Annotated in this window: 16 protein-coding genes; 6 read left to right on the top strand and 10 right to left on the bottom strand. The window is 70.1% G+C overall.

Annotated features, from left to right (window positions below; all coding sequences use genetic code 11):
• Positions 1-35 precede the first annotated feature (35 nt).
• The 4 genes from msrB to G361_RS0114890 all read right to left on the bottom strand — a co-directional run bounded on the left by msrB (position 36) and on the right by G361_RS0114890 (position 4,496).
• The gene (gene msrB, locus G361_RS0114905; RefSeq protein WP_019927887.1) at positions 36-479 is read right to left on the bottom strand and encodes a peptide-methionine (R)-S-oxide reductase MsrB; all 444 of its coding nucleotides are present in this window, start codon (positions 477-479) and stop codon (positions 36-38) included.
• A gap of 56 nt (positions 480-535) precedes the next feature.
• Positions 536-1,861: a glycosyltransferase family 87 protein gene (locus tag G361_RS43670; RefSeq protein WP_019927886.1), complete on the bottom strand. Its 1,326-nt coding sequence runs from the start codon at positions 1,859-1,861 to the stop codon at positions 536-538.
• Positions 1,862-2,075: 214 nt separating this feature from the next.
• A complete protein-coding gene (locus G361_RS0114895; RefSeq protein WP_019927885.1) occupies positions 2,076-3,677 on the bottom strand; it encodes an alpha/beta fold hydrolase in 1,602 nt (533 codons plus the stop codon).
• 54 nt (positions 3,678-3,731) lie between these two features.
• Entirely contained in the window at positions 3,732-4,496 is a 765-nt protein-coding gene (locus G361_RS0114890; RefSeq protein ID WP_026343047.1) for a pyrimidine reductase family protein, read from the bottom strand.
• A gap of 35 nt (positions 4,497-4,531) precedes the next feature.
• Between G361_RS0114890 and zapE the strand changes: the two genes are divergently transcribed.
• On the top strand, positions 4,532-5,653 hold the full coding sequence (gene zapE / locus G361_RS0114885) for a cell division protein ZapE (protein ID WP_019927883.1): 1,122 nt from the start codon (positions 4,532-4,534) through the stop codon (positions 5,651-5,653).
• A 42-nt stretch (positions 5,654-5,695) separates the two neighbouring features.
• The gene (locus G361_RS0114880) at positions 5,696-6,505 is read left to right on the top strand and encodes a tyrosine-protein phosphatase (protein ID WP_019927882.1); all 810 of its coding nucleotides are present in this window, start codon (positions 5,696-5,698) and stop codon (positions 6,503-6,505) included.
• Positions 6,506-6,545: 40 nt separating this feature from the next.
• Here the strand turns inward: G361_RS0114880 and G361_RS0114875 are convergent, their stop codons facing one another.
• The gene (locus G361_RS0114875) at positions 6,546-7,088 is read right to left on the bottom strand and encodes an N-acetyltransferase (protein WP_026343046.1); all 543 of its coding nucleotides are present in this window, start codon (positions 7,086-7,088) and stop codon (positions 6,546-6,548) included.
• A 254-nt stretch (positions 7,089-7,342) separates the two neighbouring features.
• Here G361_RS0114875 and G361_RS0114870 point away from each other — a divergent pair, with 254 nt between their 5' ends.
• Positions 7,343-8,620 carry a nitrate/nitrite transporter gene (locus tag G361_RS0114870; RefSeq protein ID WP_019927880.1) on the top strand — a complete coding sequence of 426 codons (1,278 nt, stop codon included), beginning with the start codon at positions 7,343-7,345 and terminating at the stop codon, positions 8,618-8,620.
• A 16-nt stretch (positions 8,621-8,636) separates the two neighbouring features.
• On the opposite strand, the gene G361_RS0114865 is transcribed toward G361_RS0114870, so the two are convergent.
• A complete protein-coding gene (locus G361_RS0114865) occupies positions 8,637-9,395 on the bottom strand; it encodes an SDR family NAD(P)-dependent oxidoreductase (RefSeq protein WP_019927879.1) in 759 nt (252 codons plus the stop codon).
• 142 nt (positions 9,396-9,537) lie between these two features.
• Positions 9,538-11,007 carry an MFS transporter gene (locus G361_RS0114860; RefSeq protein WP_019927878.1) on the bottom strand — a complete coding sequence of 490 codons (1,470 nt, stop codon included), beginning with the start codon at positions 11,005-11,007 and terminating at the stop codon, positions 9,538-9,540.
• A 143-nt stretch (positions 11,008-11,150) separates the two neighbouring features.
• Here G361_RS0114860 and G361_RS0114855 point away from each other — a divergent pair, with 143 nt between their 5' ends.
• Positions 11,151-11,627 carry a MarR family winged helix-turn-helix transcriptional regulator gene (locus tag G361_RS0114855; protein ID WP_019927877.1) on the top strand — a complete coding sequence of 159 codons (477 nt, stop codon included), beginning with the start codon at positions 11,151-11,153 and terminating at the stop codon, positions 11,625-11,627.
• An 85-nt stretch (positions 11,628-11,712) separates the two neighbouring features.
• Here G361_RS0114855 and G361_RS0114850 read toward each other — a convergent pair whose 3' ends face one another.
• The 3 genes from G361_RS0114850 to G361_RS0114840 form a co-directional block, all read right to left on the bottom strand.
• Positions 11,713-12,609: an NAD(P)-dependent oxidoreductase gene (locus G361_RS0114850; protein WP_019927876.1), complete on the bottom strand. Its 897-nt coding sequence runs from the start codon at positions 12,607-12,609 to the stop codon at positions 11,713-11,715.
• Positions 12,610-12,680: 71 nt separating this feature from the next.
• Positions 12,681-13,106, bottom strand: a complete 426-nt coding sequence (locus G361_RS0114845) for a carboxymuconolactone decarboxylase family protein (RefSeq protein WP_019927875.1) — start codon at positions 13,104-13,106, stop codon at positions 12,681-12,683.
• 39 nt (positions 13,107-13,145) lie between these two features.
• On the bottom strand, positions 13,146-14,000 hold the full coding sequence (locus tag G361_RS0114840; protein WP_019927874.1) for an NAD(P)-dependent oxidoreductase: 855 nt from the start codon (positions 13,998-14,000) through the stop codon (positions 13,146-13,148).
• Between the two features lie 86 nt (positions 14,001-14,086).
• Here G361_RS0114840 and G361_RS0114835 point away from each other — a divergent pair, with 86 nt between their 5' ends.
• Together G361_RS0114835 and G361_RS0114830 are read left to right on the top strand one after the other, a co-directional pair.
• A complete protein-coding gene (locus G361_RS0114835) occupies positions 14,087-15,664 on the top strand; it encodes a methylmalonyl-CoA mutase family protein (RefSeq protein ID WP_019927873.1) in 1,578 nt (525 codons plus the stop codon).
• Positions 15,664-16,065 (top strand): cobalamin B12-binding domain-containing protein, encoded by a 402-nt coding sequence (locus tag G361_RS0114830; RefSeq protein WP_019927872.1) that lies wholly within the window; start codon positions 15,664-15,666, stop codon positions 16,063-16,065. Before G361_RS0114835 ends, G361_RS0114830 begins: the two co-directional genes overlap by 1 nt.
• Positions 16,066-16,088 lie beyond the last annotated feature (23 nt).

Genomic DNA, 16,088 nt, shown 5'->3' with positions numbered 1-16,088 from the left:
CGCTCGCGGGCGGATCGTACGGTGTGGCGGTCCGCTCAGTGCGCGGCGTCGTCCGAGGGGTGCAGGCGCAGCGAGATCGAGTTGATGCAGTACCGCTTGTCGGTCGGGGTCGCGTAGCCCTCGCCCTCGAAGACGTGTCCGAGGTGGCTGTGGCAGTTCGCGCACAGCACCTCGACGCGCCGCATCCCCAGCGTGTCGTCGGCCCGCAGGATCACCGCATCGGACTCGGCCGGATCGAAGAACGACGGCCAGCCGCAGTGCGAGTGGAATTTCTCGGTGCTGCGGAACAATTCGGCCCCGCAGGCCCGGCATTCGTAGACGCCCTCGGTCTCGGTGTCGGTGTATTCGCCGGTGAAGGCGCGTTCGGTACCGGCCTCCCGCAGAACCGCGTACTCGTTCGGAGTGAGCCGCGCCCGCCACTCCTGCGGAGTGAGCTGGATCTTGGGGGCGGGGATCGAGATATCGGAGTCGGAACTCATTGCATCGAGTCTAGTTGGGTCGCCGTCGTCCGGCAGGTGACGTCGATGACGCCCGGTCAGGCCCGGGCGCCCTCCATGACGGAGAGCTGGTGCGTCGCGGCCGTACCGTGCCCGGATCCGTCCGGCCCGGCGGCGGGCGCCGAGGTCTGCGGGCCGGCATCCGGCTCGCCGGGCAGCAGGAACGCCGGATCGATACCCGAATCCAGGCGGCCCTCGCGGCGCGCGGCCAGATACCGGTCACCGAGCACACAGAACACCACGACCAGCAGCAGGCCCCAGCCGAAGGTCACCCGCAGGTATTCGAGCGCCCGGCCGGTGCTCTGCCAATGGTCCAGCAGCCACTTGTCGTAGGTCATGAAACCGAAGATGGCCAGCCAGGCGGGCCAGTTGCGCAACACCGAATTGCGCAGCGCCACCGACATCAGGAACGGGAACACCAGCATCGAGTAGTACTGCTGACCCAGCGACGGCAGCAGCCACGACGCGATGAGCAGCACCCCGGACATCGTGGTGACGAAGAACAGCTCGTCCTGACGGTAGTGCCGGTACAGCAGCCACAGCGAGATGAGCACCAGCACGCCCATCACGATCCGCATCGACCAGGTCAGCCAGATCGGCAGCCCGTAGTACCCGGCGTTGCCGACGATCGCGCTGTTGAAGTAGTCGCGCGAGGCCATGAAGTACGGCATGGTCCGATGCACGAAATCCATCGGATCCTTGATCAGCGGCCACGCGGCGGCCATCAGCACCGCGGGCACACCCAGCGCGGTGATGAACACCTTCCACTGCCCGCGCAGCAACGGGATCAGCAGCAGCGGCGCCAGCGTCGGCTTCACCGCGATCGTGAGCCCCATGACGACGCCCGCCCACAGATCACGCCGGCGCAGCACCAGGATCAGGAAGATCACCTCGCCGGCCAGCAGGCAGCCGTTCACATTGCCGAAAGCGAGGGTGTTGATGACCGTCTCGGACGAGAACATCAGCAGCAGCAACAGCGGCGCGGTCACCGACTTCAGGCTGAACCGGAACACCTTCAGCAACAGATACCAGGCCAGCACGATCGCGATCGCGTTGAGCGCGACGAAGCACCACTTCGACTTCTCGGGATCGATCAGCGCCAGCGGGGCGATCAGCAGCGTGCCGCTGGGCGGGTACAGATAATGCGGGTCGACGAGATCGAAATTCTCGTTGTAGATCGCGCGCCCGTTCAGGAACGCCAGCGACGCCTTGTACACCGGCGCGAAATCGTCGGTGATGTTGAAATTGGTGCCCTTGACCAGGACTGTGCGCAGCGCGGTGAGGACCGCGAACGGCCACAGAGCGAAGTTCAGAACCTCGGAAGTGGTGCGCGCGGTGCGCGGCTCGAGCTGACTGAGGAACACTGGGGCAACGTACACCGGAACCCCCCCACTGTGGTACTTCGGCTGGCGTTTTCGGCCCCCGCTTCGCTCCCGACAGCATGAAGGCCGAACCCCCGTTGTTCGCGGCCCGGCTCGGTCCTGGACTGACGGAGGGAGGGAGCGCAGCGACCGACCGGAGGAGGGAAGGACCGAGACTTGAGGGCCGCGAACCCGCCGGAGCGAAGCGAAGGCCGATTCACCCCGGACAGGCCGAGCCGTCGGCGGGGAGGGTGGCGTCGTTGAGGTAGTCGGCCAGGTTCTGCTGGGCGCAGCCGGAGTGGGTGAAGACCGGGTGGCCCCAGCCTTCCCAGGTCACGGTGGCCGTGCGGGCGCCGGCGACGCCGAGGGCGCCGGTCACCGAGGGGCGGGCGTCGGGGCCGGAGACCGGGTCGGCGGTGTTGCCGAGGACCAGGACCGGCAGGTCGAGGGTGGCGGGGACCGGGGGCGGGGTGGGGACGGGCCAGGCGGTACAGGTCATGAGCCGGGCCGCCGCTACCCGGCCGAAGACCGGATACTGTGTGCCCCAAGTGTTTTCGAGATCCTTGGCGTGGGCCGGGGTGGCCGGTTGCTGGCTGTCGCTGCACCGGGTGACGAACTGGCCGTCGGCGGCGACGGCCGCGGTCTCGCGGGCGTTCAGCTGGGTGAGCGGGCCGCGGTCGCCGCGGCCGGCCGCCGCCAGCGCGTCGGCCAGCTCGGTGACGTGGGCGGTCTGGTCGGCGCGCGGATCGCCGAGGAAGCCCGAGATCGTGGTGAGCAGGGCCCCGGCGGACAGATCGCCGAGGTCGCCCGCGGTGGCCCGGCGGACCAGATCGGTCACCGCGGCCCGCGGGTCCGGTCCGAGCGCGCACGACACGGCGGCGCAGCGCTGGGCGAAGGCGGTCAGCGCGGCCTCGGCGCCCTTCAGGCGCTGTTCGCTGCGGGTGGCGGCGTCGGTGTTGACCGCCTCGGGCGAGTCGAGGGCCAGCCGGGCCAGGTGGGTGCCGTATTTGGCGGCGTAGGCGAGCGCGACACGGGCGCCGTTGCCGGTGCCCAGCAGCGCGATCTTGTCGACCTGCCACTGTTTGCGCAGCGCGTCGATGTCGTCGGCGGCGTGCGCGGCGTCGAAGGTGCCCTGATAAGGCTGCAGGAAGTCCTGGCAGGCGATGGTGGCGTCCTGGCTGAGTTTGGCCATCGCGTCCACCGGATCGCCGCCGCCGGGCACGAACTGGCCTGCGTCGGCGATCCGGTGCCGGATGTCCACGGGCAGGCAGTCGATCGGCTGGGAGCCGCCGAGGCCGCGGCGATCGACGGCGACGATGGGATGCGCGGCCAGAGCGGCGGGTGCGGGCCCGGCGACCATACCCGCGAGGGTGGCGACGGCCGAACGATCGCTGCCGGAGGTGAGCACCAGCGGCGCCGCGTCGGCCGGGGTCTGCTGCACCCGGGCCCGCGCGACGGCCGTGCGGAAGGTGCCCATGATCGCGCCGCCGGAGTCGATCGGGGTGGCGTATTCGGAACATTCGAAGATCACCCCGGCGGGCGCGGCGCCGAGCCCGAGCTGATCGAATGTCGTTGCGGCACAGTCGTGCCAGGCCAGATCGTGTTTCGGCGCCTGCGGGGCGGGCACGGCGGGCGTGGCGGAGGTGGTCCCGGCGGCGGGCGCGCCGCCGGAGTGCGGATGTTCGACCGCGACACCCGGGCGCAGCGACGGGCCCGCGCCGCACGCGGTGGCGAGCAGCCCGGTGGCCAGCAGCGGCAGTAACAGAGCACGGCACCGCCGTGGTGTCAGATCACGGCTCCGCCGTCGTGTCCTGCGCATGCGTTACAGCCTGCCACAAGGCGTCCGGAAACTCCCCGGCGCCGACGGCGGGCGTCAGCGGGTCCGCTCCCAGCGGGTCAGTACCGTGCCGTCGTCGTCGAGCAGGGCGTGCCGCATGACCATCGGGGTGGGGGAGGCGGTGGGCGCCATGGCGATTCGGGTCGAGGAGCCGCCGACCAGCATGGGCGACACGGTCAGGCACAACTCGTCGACCAGGCGCGCGGCGATCAGATCGCCGAACAGGGCCGGCCCGCCCTCGAACAGCACCCGCAGCAGCCCGCGCTCGGCCAGCGCCGCGCTGATCGCGGCCGGGGCGACGGTCGTGTCACCGGCCTCGATCACCTCGGCCCCGGCGGCGGCGAGGTCCCGTTTGCGGCCGGCGTCGGCGGAGGTGGTGGTGAGGATCAGCGGTGGCCGATCGGTGTCGGTGAGCAGTCGTCCGGCCGGATCGATATCGGCGCGGGCGGTGACGACGGCGATCGGCGGCGGCGCACCGGCCGGATCGCCACCGAGACCGTGGTGGTGCAACCGGATCCGCCGATGGGCATCGGTGCGGGCGCCGCCGTAGTTCTCCGCGCGGGCGGTTCCGCCGCCGACGAGGACCACGTCGGCGAGATCGCGCAGCATCGAGAACACCGCCCGGTCCGCGGGCCCGCCCAGGGCGCCGGAGCGTCCGTCGACGGTCGTGGCGCCATCGATGCTGGCGATGAAGTTGACGCGGATCCACGGCGAATCCGGATGCGCCGGATAGGCGTAGAGCCGCACCAGGTCGTCGGGGCCTAGTGTTGTGAACTGGGTCGCATTGGGCACATGGTGCATGATCTCCGATCACACCACGTCAGTAGGCTACGTTCGTGCAACAACGCCTCGTCGATCGTCATCCGGATGTCCCGGCCGATCAGCTCATCGCCCAGATGGTGCCGCCGCCCACGTTCGACGAGGTGAGTTTCGCCACCTACATTCCGGATCCGAATCAGCCCACCCAGGCCGCCGCCGTGCGCAAGGCGGAGGAGTTCGCGCAGCAGGTCGGCCGGATCTACGCCGCGAACCACAAGAAGAGCCTGTTCGGCAAGAAGAAGCACGTCTCCGGCGCGGGCCTGTACCTGGACGGCGGCTTCGGTGTCGGCAAGACCCACCTGCTGGCCTCGATCTACCACGCGGCGCGGGCGATCCCGGACGCGCACTCGACGGGCTCCGCTCCGGCCTCCGTTGGTCGCTACGCAGGCTCCGCTCCGGCCTCCGATGGTCGCTCCGCAGGCTCCGCTCCGGCGTCCTTCGGCACCTTCGGCGAATTGACGAATCTGGTCGGCGCACTGGGTTTCAACAGCGCCCTGGATCGCCTGTCCGGCAACAGCGTGCTGTGCATCGACGAATTCGAACTCGACGATCCCGGCGACACGATGCTGGTGTCCAGGCTGCTGACCGAGCTGACCGCGCGCGGCGTCTCGGTCGCCGCCACCTCGAATACGCTGCCCGGTCAACTGGGCGAGGGCCGGTTCGCCGCACAGGATTTCCTGCGCGAGATCAAGAAACTCGGCGCGCTGTTCGACCCCGTCCGCGTCGACGGCCCGGACTACCGCCACCGCGACCTGCCGCCCGCCCCGGATCCGACCACCCCCGAGCTGCTGGCCGAGAAGGCCGCGGCCACACCGGATTCCACCCTCGACGACTTCGACGAGCTGGTCCGGCACCTGAGCACCCTGCACCCGTCGCGGTACGGCGCGCTGATCGCCGGCGTGCGCGCGGTCTACATCGGTAATGTGCACACCGTGACCGATCAGGCGGTGGCGTTGCGCATCGTGGTACTCGCCGACCGGCTCTACGATGCCGGCATCCCGGTGACGGTGTCCGGGGTCGCGCTGGATCGGGTCTTCTCCGAGGAAATGCTCGGCGGCGGTTATCGCAAGAAGTATTTACGCGCGATTTCCCGGCTGTTGGCGCTGTCGCGTTTCGAGGCTCCCGCCGGTGCCGCATAATTTCGATCCCGCGGCCACCGCGGGTGTGGAAGGAGTTCGATCGTGACCCGTACTCGACTGTTCGGCGCCGCGCTGGTGCTGACCGCCGCCGTATCCTCCGGCGCCGGACTGCTGCTGCCCGCGTCGGCCGCCGCGACCGAGCCGCCCGCCGCGACCGGTTCGGTGCTCACCGGCGTCGACGATCGGTCGCTGCACCTCGACGGCGTGATCAACGCGCGCGACCTGGGCGGCTACCGCACCACCGACGGCCGTACCGTGCGCTCCGGCAAGGTCTTCCGGACCGCGGAGCTGGGTAAGGCCACCGACGCCGACCTGGCCGCGCTCACCGGCCACGACGTGCGGGTCGTCGACGATCTGCGCACCTCCTTCGAACGCGCCGCCAGCGCCGACCGGATGCCCGCCGGGGCCACCGCGAACTGGGACGACATCATCGGCGGCGATCCGGCGAACGTGCTGAAGTCGTTCAGCGCGGGCCCGGACCTGTACCGCGCGTTCATCACCGAGCCCGGTGCGAACGCGGGATTCGCGAACGTGCTGCGCGATATCGCCGCGACCGACGGCGCCGTGCTCTACCACTGCTCGGCCGGTAAGGACCGCACCGGCTGGACCTCGGCGGTCCTGCTGACCCTGCTGGGCGTCGACCGCGACACCGTGAACTACGACTTCCTGCTGTCGAACTACTACCGCAACGCCCCGGTCGGCGACGCGGTCAACGGCGTCACCCAGCCGGAACTGGATGCCGCCTTCGACCAGGTCGACCGCAGCTACGGCAGTTTCGACAACTACCTGCACCAGGGCCTGAAGCTCACCGACGACGACCTCGCCGCGCTGCGGGCGAAACTGCTGCGCTGAGCGGACCGGCGGGCAGGCCCTGCCCGCCTCGGCCCGCGTCTCACAGGGGCCGTTGCATGACGAAGTCGCGGCACCGGACCGTGCCGACGGTGAAATCGCGAGTGCCGACGGTCCGGAAACCGTGCTTGGCGTAGAAGCGCTGGGCCCGCAGATTCTCCTGGTTCACCCCGAGCCACAGACCGGCGCAGCCGAGGTCGCGGGCGGTGTCGACCGCCGCCCGCATCAGCGCAACGGCCACCTCGCCGCCGTGGTGGCCGGGCAGGACGTACATCTTGTTCAGCTCCAGCGCCGGTCGCCCCGACACCGCCTGCGCGACATCGGGATCGGCGGGCTCACCGGTCACGAGCATGGTGTAGCCGACGATCTCGGCGTGGTCGGCGGCCTTCAGGACGATCCGCCGGGGGTCGGTGAGGTATTCGCCGAACCGGTCGCCGGACAGCGCATCGGCGATGAACACCTCGATATCGGCCGCGGCCAGATCCGGCGGACAGGCCAGCGGAAACGTCGCGGCGGCGACATCACCGAGCGCCTCGGCATCCCACAGCCCGGCGCGGTCGACGAGAATGCCTCCCGCGGTGGACATCTCCACCGACTCCGCCGGTGGGTGCCCGGCCGCCGCGTCGGGTGCCGGAACGCTCATGTGTGCCCCTTCCGCCCGATGCCGGCAGGCGCTCGCCGCGTGGCGCGGCGATATCACGGATGTACTACGCAGTGTATCGGGGGTGGGCCGCGTCCGGGCCGTGCTCGCGGTCGAGATCGGCTGTGGCACCGCGATTCCCGAGGTCGGGGCGGCGCTGGGTGTTCGAAGGATCATGGGATGAATTAGGCTGTCCGGTGATGAGGCGTGCGTATCTGGTCTGGGGTGTCGGTGTTTCGGTCTACGTGATCGCGGTGTTGCAGCGCACCTCGTTCGGCGTGTCCGGACTGGCCGCGGCGGATCGCTTCCACGCCGGGCCGTCGGTGCTCTCGGAATTCGTGGTGCTGCAGGTGATCGTGTACGCGGGCATGCAGATCCCGGCCGGGCTGATGCTGGACCGATTCGGCTCGCGGGCGATGGTCGTGGCCGGCGCGGTGGTGATGGCGTGCGGTCAGGCGCTGCTGGCCGCGACCGGGACGCTGTCGCTGGCGATCATCGGGCGGGTCCTGGTGGGCTGCGGCGACGCCTGCACCTTCATCTCGGTGCTGCGGCTGGTGCCGCGCTGGTTCCCGCCGCGGCGGGTGCCGCTGATCTCCCAGCTCACCGCGATGCTCGGACAGCTCGGCCAGATCCTGTCGGCGGTCCCGTTCCTCGCGCTGCTGCACATCGCCGGCTGGTCACCGGCCTACACCGCGGTGGCGGCCCTCGGCCTCGCCGGTGCGATCCCGGCCGTCCTGCTGGTACGCGATCTGCCTCCCGGCTCCGCCGAGGTCCGCGCGGCGCCCGCGGGACTGCGGCAGCTGGGTGGCCGGGTGCGCGCGCTGTGGCGGCATCCCGGCACCCGGCTGGGCTTCTTCACCCACATGGGGACGATGTTCTCCACGACCACGTTCGCGCTGATGTGGGGAGTGCCGTATCTCGTTTCGGCCCAAGGCTTCTCGCAGTCGGCGGCGGGCTGGCTGCTGACCGTGTCGGTCGCGGTCGCCCTCGTCGCCGGGCCGTTGGTCGGCGAGTTGTGCGGCCGCTTCCCGCTGCGGAGGTCCCAGCTGGTGCTGGGCATCATGGCGGCCGGGGTCGCGATGTGGACGACGGTGCTGACGCTGGACGGGCCCGCGCCGCGCTGGCTGCTCGTGCTGCTGGTGGTGGTGATATCCGTCGGCGGCCCCGGCTCGAACGTCGGATTCGACTACGCGCGCACCTTCCACCCCGGCAGTACGCTCGGCACCGCGCAGGGCATCGTGAACATCGGCGGCTTCCTCGGAACCCTGCTGGCGATCGAGGGGATGGGCCTGGTCCTCGGCCGCGCGGGCGGCTACACCTTCGACGCGTTCCGGCTGGCCTGGCTGGTGCAGTATCCGATCTGGGCGATCGCCTGCGCCGGAATCCTGGTCTCGCGCCGCAAGACCCGCCGCCACCTCGAACCCGTCGTCGCGGGCCCGGCGAGCGCGGACCGGATCGTGCAACCGGCGGCCGGTTGATCCGGCCGCCGCCCGGTCAGGCCGCGCTCCACCCGCCGTCGACCGGCAGGATCGCGCCGTTGATGTTGATCGCGGCGTCCGAGGCCAGGAACACCGCCACGTCGGCCTGTTCCTCCGGCGCGGCCGGGCGCTCACCCAGCGAGATCACCGGATACAGCCGCGCCGCGCCGACCCGGTCGAAGTCGTCGGACGATTTCGCGATGTTGGTCATCGTGGGACCCGGCAGGATCGCGTTGCAGCGGATCCCGTCCTTCGCGTACGCCCAGGCCACATTCTTGGTCAGGCCGATCACGCCGTGCTTGGAGGCGGTGTAGGCGACCCCGGCCGCCGCGCCGCGGATCCCGGCCTCCGACGCGGTGTTGACGATCACGCCGTGGCCCGCGGCCAGCATGTGCGGCAGTACCGCCTTGGTCATCAGGAAGGTGCCGGTGAGGTTGACCCGCAGCACCCGCTCCCAGAGATCGATCGGCGTATCCGCCGGCAGCTGCATCCGGTCCATGATGCCGGCGTTGTTGCACAGCACGTCGATGCGGCCGAACACGTCCAGCGCGCGGCGCACGGCCCCCTGTACCGAGTCCTCGTCGGCGATGTCGGTGGTGACCGGGACCGCCGCGTCGCCGATGTCGGCGGCGGCCTTCTCCGCGGCGGTGCCGTCGATATCGGACACCACGACGTGGGCGCCCACCCGGGCGAACGCCTGCGCCACGGCCCGGCCGATACCGGATCCGGCGCCGGTGACGATCGCGACGCGTTCTTCGAAACTGTTGGTGCTCAAGGGATCTCCTAGGGTCGATGGTCCGGTGTTCAGTTGTGGCCCTCGACGGTGGATGGCACCCGTCCGCGCCGGCGTGATCACCGGCTCCGGGTGCCATCCTGTCCCCGTTCGGCCGCGGGTGGCTAGCACGCGGCGGTAACTATCAGGCGTGCGCGACCTCGGCTGCTTCCGCGTCGATCTCCGCGAGCTCGGCGGCCGCGGCGGCGGCCGGCTTGTCGGTGACCACCCGGCGGACCGGGATCAGCAGGCAGATCACCGTGGCGACGAAGCAGACCCCGGCGCCGATCAGGAAGGTGACCCGGAAGCCGTGCTCGGTCGGGAAGACATGTCCGCCGAGGGTCACGCTCATGGTGGCCAGGACCGCGCCGATCACCGCGGAGGAGATCGAGGTGCCGACCGACCGCATCAGGGTGTTGAACCCGTTGGCGGCGGCGGTCTCCGACTGCGGCACCGCACCCATGATCAGGGCGGGCATCGCGCCGTAGGCGAAGCCGACGCCGGAGCTGGCGATGATGTTGACGATCAGCAGGCCCCACGCGTGGTGCATCAGGCCCAGGCCCGCCGCGTAGCCGATGGCCATGACGGCCGCGCCGGTGGCGAGCGTCACCTTGGGCCCGCGCAGCGCGGACAGCTTCGCGCCGACCGGCGAGATCAGCATCATCATGACGCCGGCCGGGGCCATCCACAGGCCGGTGGCCAGCATCGACTGGCCCAGGCCGTAACCCAGCGCCTTCGGCAGCTGCAGCAACTGCGGGACGCTCAGCTGCAGGGCGTACATGCCGACGCCGATGGCGACGGTCGCGATATTGGTGACCAGCACCTGCGGCCGCGCGGTGATCCGCAGATCGACCAGCGGCTCGGCGGACCGCAGCTCCCACGCGCCCCAGATCAGCAGCAGCACGATCGCGCCGCCGAACAGGCCGAGGATGGAACCGCTGGTCCAGCCCCAGGACGCGCCCTTGGAAACGCCGAGCAGCAGGCAGACCAGCCCGCCGCCGAGCAGTACCGCGCCGGCGCCGTCGAAGCGGCCGCGCGGGCCCTCGGCGGTGCCCTCCGGGACGACCACGGTGATCAGGACGGTCGCGACGAGGACCAGTGCGGCGGCGGCCCAGAACAGCACCCGCCAGTTGCTGTACTGCGTGATGGCGGCGGCGATCGGCAGGCCCAGGGCGCCGCCGATGCCCAGCGAGGAGCTGATCAGCGCGATGGCCGAGCCGAGCTTCTCCGGCGGCAGCACGTCGCGCAGCAGCGCCACGGCCAGCGGAATCGTGCCGAAGCCGAGGCCCTGCAGGCCGCGGCCGACGATCATCATCGGCGCGTTGACGGCGAGTGCGGCGATCACGGAACCGATCGCCAGCGGCACGGTCGAGACGATCAGCATGCGGCGCTTGCCGAGCATGTCGCCGAGGCGTCCGGCGACGGGGGTCGCGACGGCGCCGACGAGCAGGGTGATGGTGACCACCCAGGCGGTGGTGGACGCGTTGCTGTGCAGGATCGTGGGCAGCTGGCCGAGCAGCGGCACCACCAGCGTCTGCATCAGCGACGCCACGATGCCGGTGTAGGCGAGCACCGCGAGGATGCTGCCGGACCTGACCGGGGTCGATGCGTGCATGGAGTGCTTCTTTCCCTCTGGACGAAAGTCAACTATATGTACCGTACATAGAATGTGTATGATGCACAAATAGATGTGGTGCACGTCTCGTGCGGCACCGTGCGGGACCGCGATCAAAGCCGATCGCAACGGGAAGGATCGAGATGGACAGGCCCATACCGGACATCGAGCTGGAGACGATGCTGCTCGGGCGGCGGATGAACCCGGGCACCTCGCGCCGCCGCGAGGGCGCGGCACTGGATCGCTACAGCGCCTACGTGCTGCTCAGCCGGATCCGCGACGAGGGACCGATGTCGATCGGTCAGCTCAGCGACGCGTTCGGGCTCGACGCCTCCACGCTGAACCGGCAGACCGCCGCCATGCGGCGGGTCGGGATCGTCGAGCGCATCCCGGATCCGGACGGCGGCATCGCGCGCAAATTCCGGATCACCGCGGAGGGGATGCGGCGGCTGGAGCTGGAACGGCTCGGCAACATCGCGGGCCTGAGCCAGGTGTTCGAGGACTGGTCCGACGCGGACATCGCGGAGTTCGCCGCCTACCTGCGGCGGTTCAACGTCGACATCGAGCGCATGGAGGGCCGGTCCTGGCCCCGCGCGGCGGATTCGCGGCGGGCGGGCTGACGACCGGAGCCCCTCGGCAATTCGGCCGAGGGGCTCCGGAAGCTGTTGTGGTGGTGCGTGATCCACCGCACCCGGCCGGTGGGACTCAGGCCGGATCGGTGTCGTGCGTCACGCCGGCCCAGCGGGCGATATCGGTCTGGTCCGAGCCGGGGCCGAGGTCGCCGAGCGCCGCCGCCCACAGTTCCACGGCCCGCTCGCTCAACGGGGTCTGCGCGCCGACCGCCGCCGCCAGCCCCGTCGCGATGCGAATGTCCTTGACCATCAACGTCATCGCGAAACCCGAGTCGTAGGTGCCGGGCAGGATGAACTTCGGGAACTTGAGTTCGGTGGAGGCGCTGCGCCCGGAGGAGATGTTGATGGTGTCGATCAGCACCGCCGGATCCACGCCGAAGCGCTGCCCGATCGCGACCCCCTCCGACGAACCCAGCAGGTGGATCGCCGACATCAGGTTGTTGATCGCCTTCACCGCGTGCCCGGCGCCGCTCGCGCCGACGTGCTGCAACCGGCCCAGCGGCGCCAGCAGCCCGGCGACCCGGGCGATGGCCTCGGCCGGGCCGCCGGCGATCAGCGCCAGCGTGCCCGCGTTCGCACCGGCCACGCCGCCGGAGACCGGGGCGTCGACCAGCAGGATCTTCCGCTCCGCCAGCGCGGCCGAAAGCCGTTGGGTCGATTCGGGTTCCGAGGAACTCATATCGACGACCACGGTGCCGGGCACGAGTTCGGCCAGCACCGCCTCGTCACCGAGCACCGCCTCCACGATCGCCGAGGTCGGCAGCATCAGGATCACGTACTCCGCGCCCGTGACCGCCGCGGCCGCGGTGTCCGCGACCCGGCCACCGGCGGAAACCAGTGCGGCGCGGGCGGATTCGGCCGGATCGAAGCCGACCACGTCGATCCCGGCCTCGACCAGGCGCCGCGACATCGGCGTGCCCATATTGCCCAGTCCGATGAAAGCGACCGGGCCGGAGACGGTTTCACTCATGCTGTTTCCATCGGGCATGGACGGGTGGCCTCCGTGGTGACGCTCCGCTGCCGCCTCCGGCCCCTGACCGCTCATGCCCGGGACTCCTCGGCCTCGGCCTGCGCGGCCCGGTGCTCGGCCAGGATCGGCCCGGCGATCCGGAACGCCTCCACCCCGGCAGGCACCCCGGCGTAGATCGTGGCCTGCAGCAGCACTTCCCGGATCTCCTCCTCGGTGACCCCGTTGGTGAGCGCGCCGCGTACGTGGGTGGCGAATTCGGCCGAGCGGTTGAGCGTGGTCAGCATTGCCAGATTCAGCATCGAGCGGGTGCGGCGGTCCAGCCCGTCGCGCGTCCACACCGTGCCCCAGCAGTACTCGGTGACGAGTTCCTGCATGGGCAACTGGAAGTCGTCGGCGCCGGCCAGCGCCCGGTCGACGTATTCCGCGCCCACGACCTCGCGGCGGACCCGCAGGCCCGCCTCCCAGAGTTCGCCGCGCGTGGTGTCGGCAGATGTCACAACGGTTCCTTTCCGGATATCGCCCCCGAAATATGCTGGCTAGCGGTAGTTCTCGGGAATCGCGGTGTCCAGGAACAGATCCGGGGTGGGGTGGTCGCCGCCGCCGTAGCGGGACAGATCGGTGACCCCGGCGTGCTCGGTCAGCATCTCGGCGTCGATCAGGGCCCGGCCGGTGAACTCGCGGGCCGGGTGGGACACGATCGCCACCGCGGCGTCGGCCATGATCTCCGGGCTGCGCGCGGCGGCGAGCTGATTCTCGCCGTCCTGCAGATTCGCGACCGCCGAGGTGGCGATGAAGGTCTCCGGCCACAGGCAGTTGGAGGCGATACCGGCCTCGGCGTACTCGGCCGCCCAGCCCAGCGCCAGCAGCGTCATCCCGTACTTGGACAACGTGTAGGACGGATGTACGCCCAGCCAGTACGGGGACAGGTTCAGCGGCGGGGCGATGGTCACCACGTGCGCGTTCGCGGATTTGCGCAGGAACGGGATCGCGGCCTTGGTGAGCAGGAAGGTGCCGCGCAGATTGATGTCCTGCATGAGCCCGAACTTCTTCGCCGACAGATGTTCGGTGGGCTCGGTGGCGATGGCGCTGGCGTTGTTGACGCAGATGTCCACGCCGCCGAACTTCTCGACGGCGGTATCGATGACGCGCTGCACATCCTCTTCGTTGCGCACATCGCCGACCACCGCGGCCGCCTGCCCGCCGGCGGCCTCGATCTCGGCCGCGGCGGTGTGCACCGTACCGGGCAGCCGGGGATGCGGCTCCGCGGTCTTGGCGAGCAGCACCACGTTCGCGCCCTGCCGGGCGGCCGCCACCGCGATCGCCAGGCCGATCCCGCGGCTGGCGCCGGAGATCACCATTGTGCGGTCGGCCAGGGTGCGCTGCTCAGCCATCGTTCTCCTTTTTCGACGCATCTACTCGGGTCATTTGCGTTTGATGGTATTGGCATTCTCATTTTTTGCAAGTACGGTATTCAGTGATGAACGACCATGTGCAGACCTCGTCCGGCATCCCGCTCGAGCCGGTCTACGGACCGGGTGATCGCGCTGCCGAACCGCCCGCCCCGGGCGTCTTCCCGTTCACGCGCGGCAACTTCGCGACCGGTTACCGCGGGCGGACGTGGACCTTCCGGCAGTACTCCGGATTCGGCACCGCCGAGGAGTCCAACCGGCGTTACCGCTATCTCCTGGATCAGGGCGGCACCGGCCTGTCGGTCGCGCTCGACCTGCCCACCCAGTGCGGATACGACTCCGACGATCCGGAGGTGAGCGAGGAGGTCGGGCGCGTCGGCGTCGCGGTGGACACGCTCGCCGACGCCGAGGTCCTGTTCGACGGCATCCCGTTGGACAAGATCAGCACCAGCTTCACGATCAACGGCACCGCCGCCATCCTGCTGGCCTTCTACGTGGCCGCCGCGGAGAAGAAGGGCGTGCCGCGCTCGAAGCTCACCGGCACCATCCAGAACGACATTCTCAAGGAATACGCCTCGCGCGGCACCTGGATCTGGCCGCCGGAGCCGTCGCTGCGGCTGATCGCCGACACCATCGAGTTCTGTGCCGCGGAGGTGCCGCGGTTCAACGCGATCTCGGTGGCGGGCGCGCACTTCCGCGACGCCGGCGCGAATGCGGTGCAGGAGATGGCCTTCACCCTCGCCGACGGTGTCACCTACTGCGACACCGTGGTCGAGCGCGGCCGGATGACCATCGACCAGTTCGCGCCGCAGGTGTCCTTCTTCTTCTACACACACGGCGACTTCTTCGAGGAGATCGCGAAATACCGTGCGGGACGGCGTCGCTGGGCCACCATCGTGCGGGAACGCTACGGCGCCACCGCCGACAAGGCCTCGATGTTCCGATTCGGTTGTGTCGCAGGCGGTGCCTCGCTGTACGCGCCGCAGGCCCAGAACAATCTGGTCCGCATCGCCTACGAGGCGATGGCCTCGGTGCTCGGCGGCGTGCAGTCGATGTTCACCGCCGCCTGGGACGAGCCGTTCGCGCTGCCCTCGGAGGAGTCGGCGACGCTGGCGCTGCGCACCCAGCAGATCCTCGCCTACGAGACCGGTGTCACCCGGGTCGCCGATCCGCTCGGCGGGTCCTACTTCGTGGAGGCGCTGACCGACGCCACGGAGGAGCGCATCAAGGAGATCATGGCCGACCTGGAGAACCACGGCGGCATGGTGCGCGCGATCGAGGACGGCTATCTGCAGGGCCTCATCGCCGACGAGGCGTACAAGCTGCACCACGAGGTCGAATCCGGTGAGCGGCCCGTGGTCGGCGTCAACCGGTTCGTCTCCGACGAGCCCGCGCCGGACATCGACACCTACGAGCTCGACGCCGAAGGCCGTGAGCTGCAACTGAAACGGCTCACCCGGGTCAAGGCCGAACGCGACTCCGCGGCCGTTCGCGCCAGTCTCGACGCGCTGTCCAGCGCCGCGGAGGGAACCGAGAACCTGATGCATCGCCTGATCGACTGCGCCAACGCGTACTGCACCGTGGGTGAGATGGTCACCGCCCTCAAGAACGTGTGGGGCGAGTTCCGGCAGCCGGTGGTGTTCTGATGCCGGCCCGTATTCTCGTCGCCAAGCCCGGTCTCGACGGGCACGACCGCGGCGCCAAGATCGTCGCCCGCACCCTGCGCGACGCCGGATTCGAGGTGGTCTACACCGGAATCCGCCAGCGCATCGAGGACATCGTGTCGATCGCGCTGCAGGAGGACGTGGCCGTGGTCGGCCTCAGCATCCTGTCCGGCGCGCACGTCGCGCTGACCACCCGCACGGTGACGGCGCTGCGCGAGGCCGACGCCGGCGATATCGCCGTCGTGGTCGGCGGGACCATTCCGCAGAGCGATGTGCAGAAGTTGCTGGACGCCGGTGCGGCCGCGGTCTTCCCGACCGGCACCCCGCTGGAGACGCTGGTGACCGAGATCCGCACGCTCACCGGGACATCCGCGCAGTCCTGAGCGCATATCGGCGTGATCCGCAG

This window comes from Nocardia sp. BMG111209 (assembly GCF_000381925.1).
Lineage (GTDB): Bacteria > Actinomycetota > Actinomycetes > Mycobacteriales > Mycobacteriaceae > Nocardia.
Note: the sequence above shows the minus strand (reverse complement) of the source record. Positions and strands in the feature narration are given on the sequence as shown.

What these genes read in the sequence shown, in the direction of transcription:
- msrB (WP_019927887.1), bottom strand. Translation starts at nt 479, where the DNA reads ATGAGTTCCGACTCCGATATCTCGATCCCCGCCCCCAAGATCCAGCTC.
- G361_RS0114895 (WP_019927885.1), bottom strand. Translation starts at nt 3,677, where the DNA reads ATGCGCAGGACACGACGGCGGAGCCGTGATCTGACACCACGGCGGTGC.
- G361_RS0114890 (WP_026343047.1), bottom strand. Translation starts at nt 4,496, where the DNA reads ATGCACCATGTGCCCAATGCGACCCAGTTCACAACACTAGGCCCCGAC.
- G361_RS0114875 (WP_026343046.1), bottom strand. Translation starts at nt 7,088, where the DNA reads ATGTCCACCGCGGGAGGCATTCTCGTCGACCGCGCCGGGCTGTGGGAT.
- G361_RS0114870 (WP_019927880.1), top strand. Translation starts at nt 7,343, where the DNA reads ATGAGGCGTGCGTATCTGGTCTGGGGTGTCGGTGTTTCGGTCTACGTG.
- G361_RS0114860 (WP_019927878.1), bottom strand. Translation starts at nt 11,007, where the DNA reads ATGCACGCATCGACCCCGGTCAGGTCCGGCAGCATCCTCGCGGTGCTC.
- G361_RS0114855 (WP_019927877.1), top strand. Translation starts at nt 11,151, where the DNA reads ATGGACAGGCCCATACCGGACATCGAGCTGGAGACGATGCTGCTCGGG.
- G361_RS0114850 (WP_019927876.1), bottom strand. Translation starts at nt 12,609, where the DNA reads ATGAGTGAAACCGTCTCCGGCCCGGTCGCTTTCATCGGACTGGGCAAT.
- G361_RS0114840 (WP_019927874.1), bottom strand. Translation starts at nt 14,000, where the DNA reads ATGGCTGAGCAGCGCACCCTGGCCGACCGCACAATGGTGATCTCCGGC.
- G361_RS0114835 (WP_019927873.1), top strand. Translation starts at nt 14,087, where the DNA reads ATGAACGACCATGTGCAGACCTCGTCCGGCATCCCGCTCGAGCCGGTC.
- G361_RS0114830 (WP_019927872.1), top strand. Translation starts at nt 15,664, where the DNA reads ATGCCGGCCCGTATTCTCGTCGCCAAGCCCGGTCTCGACGGGCACGAC.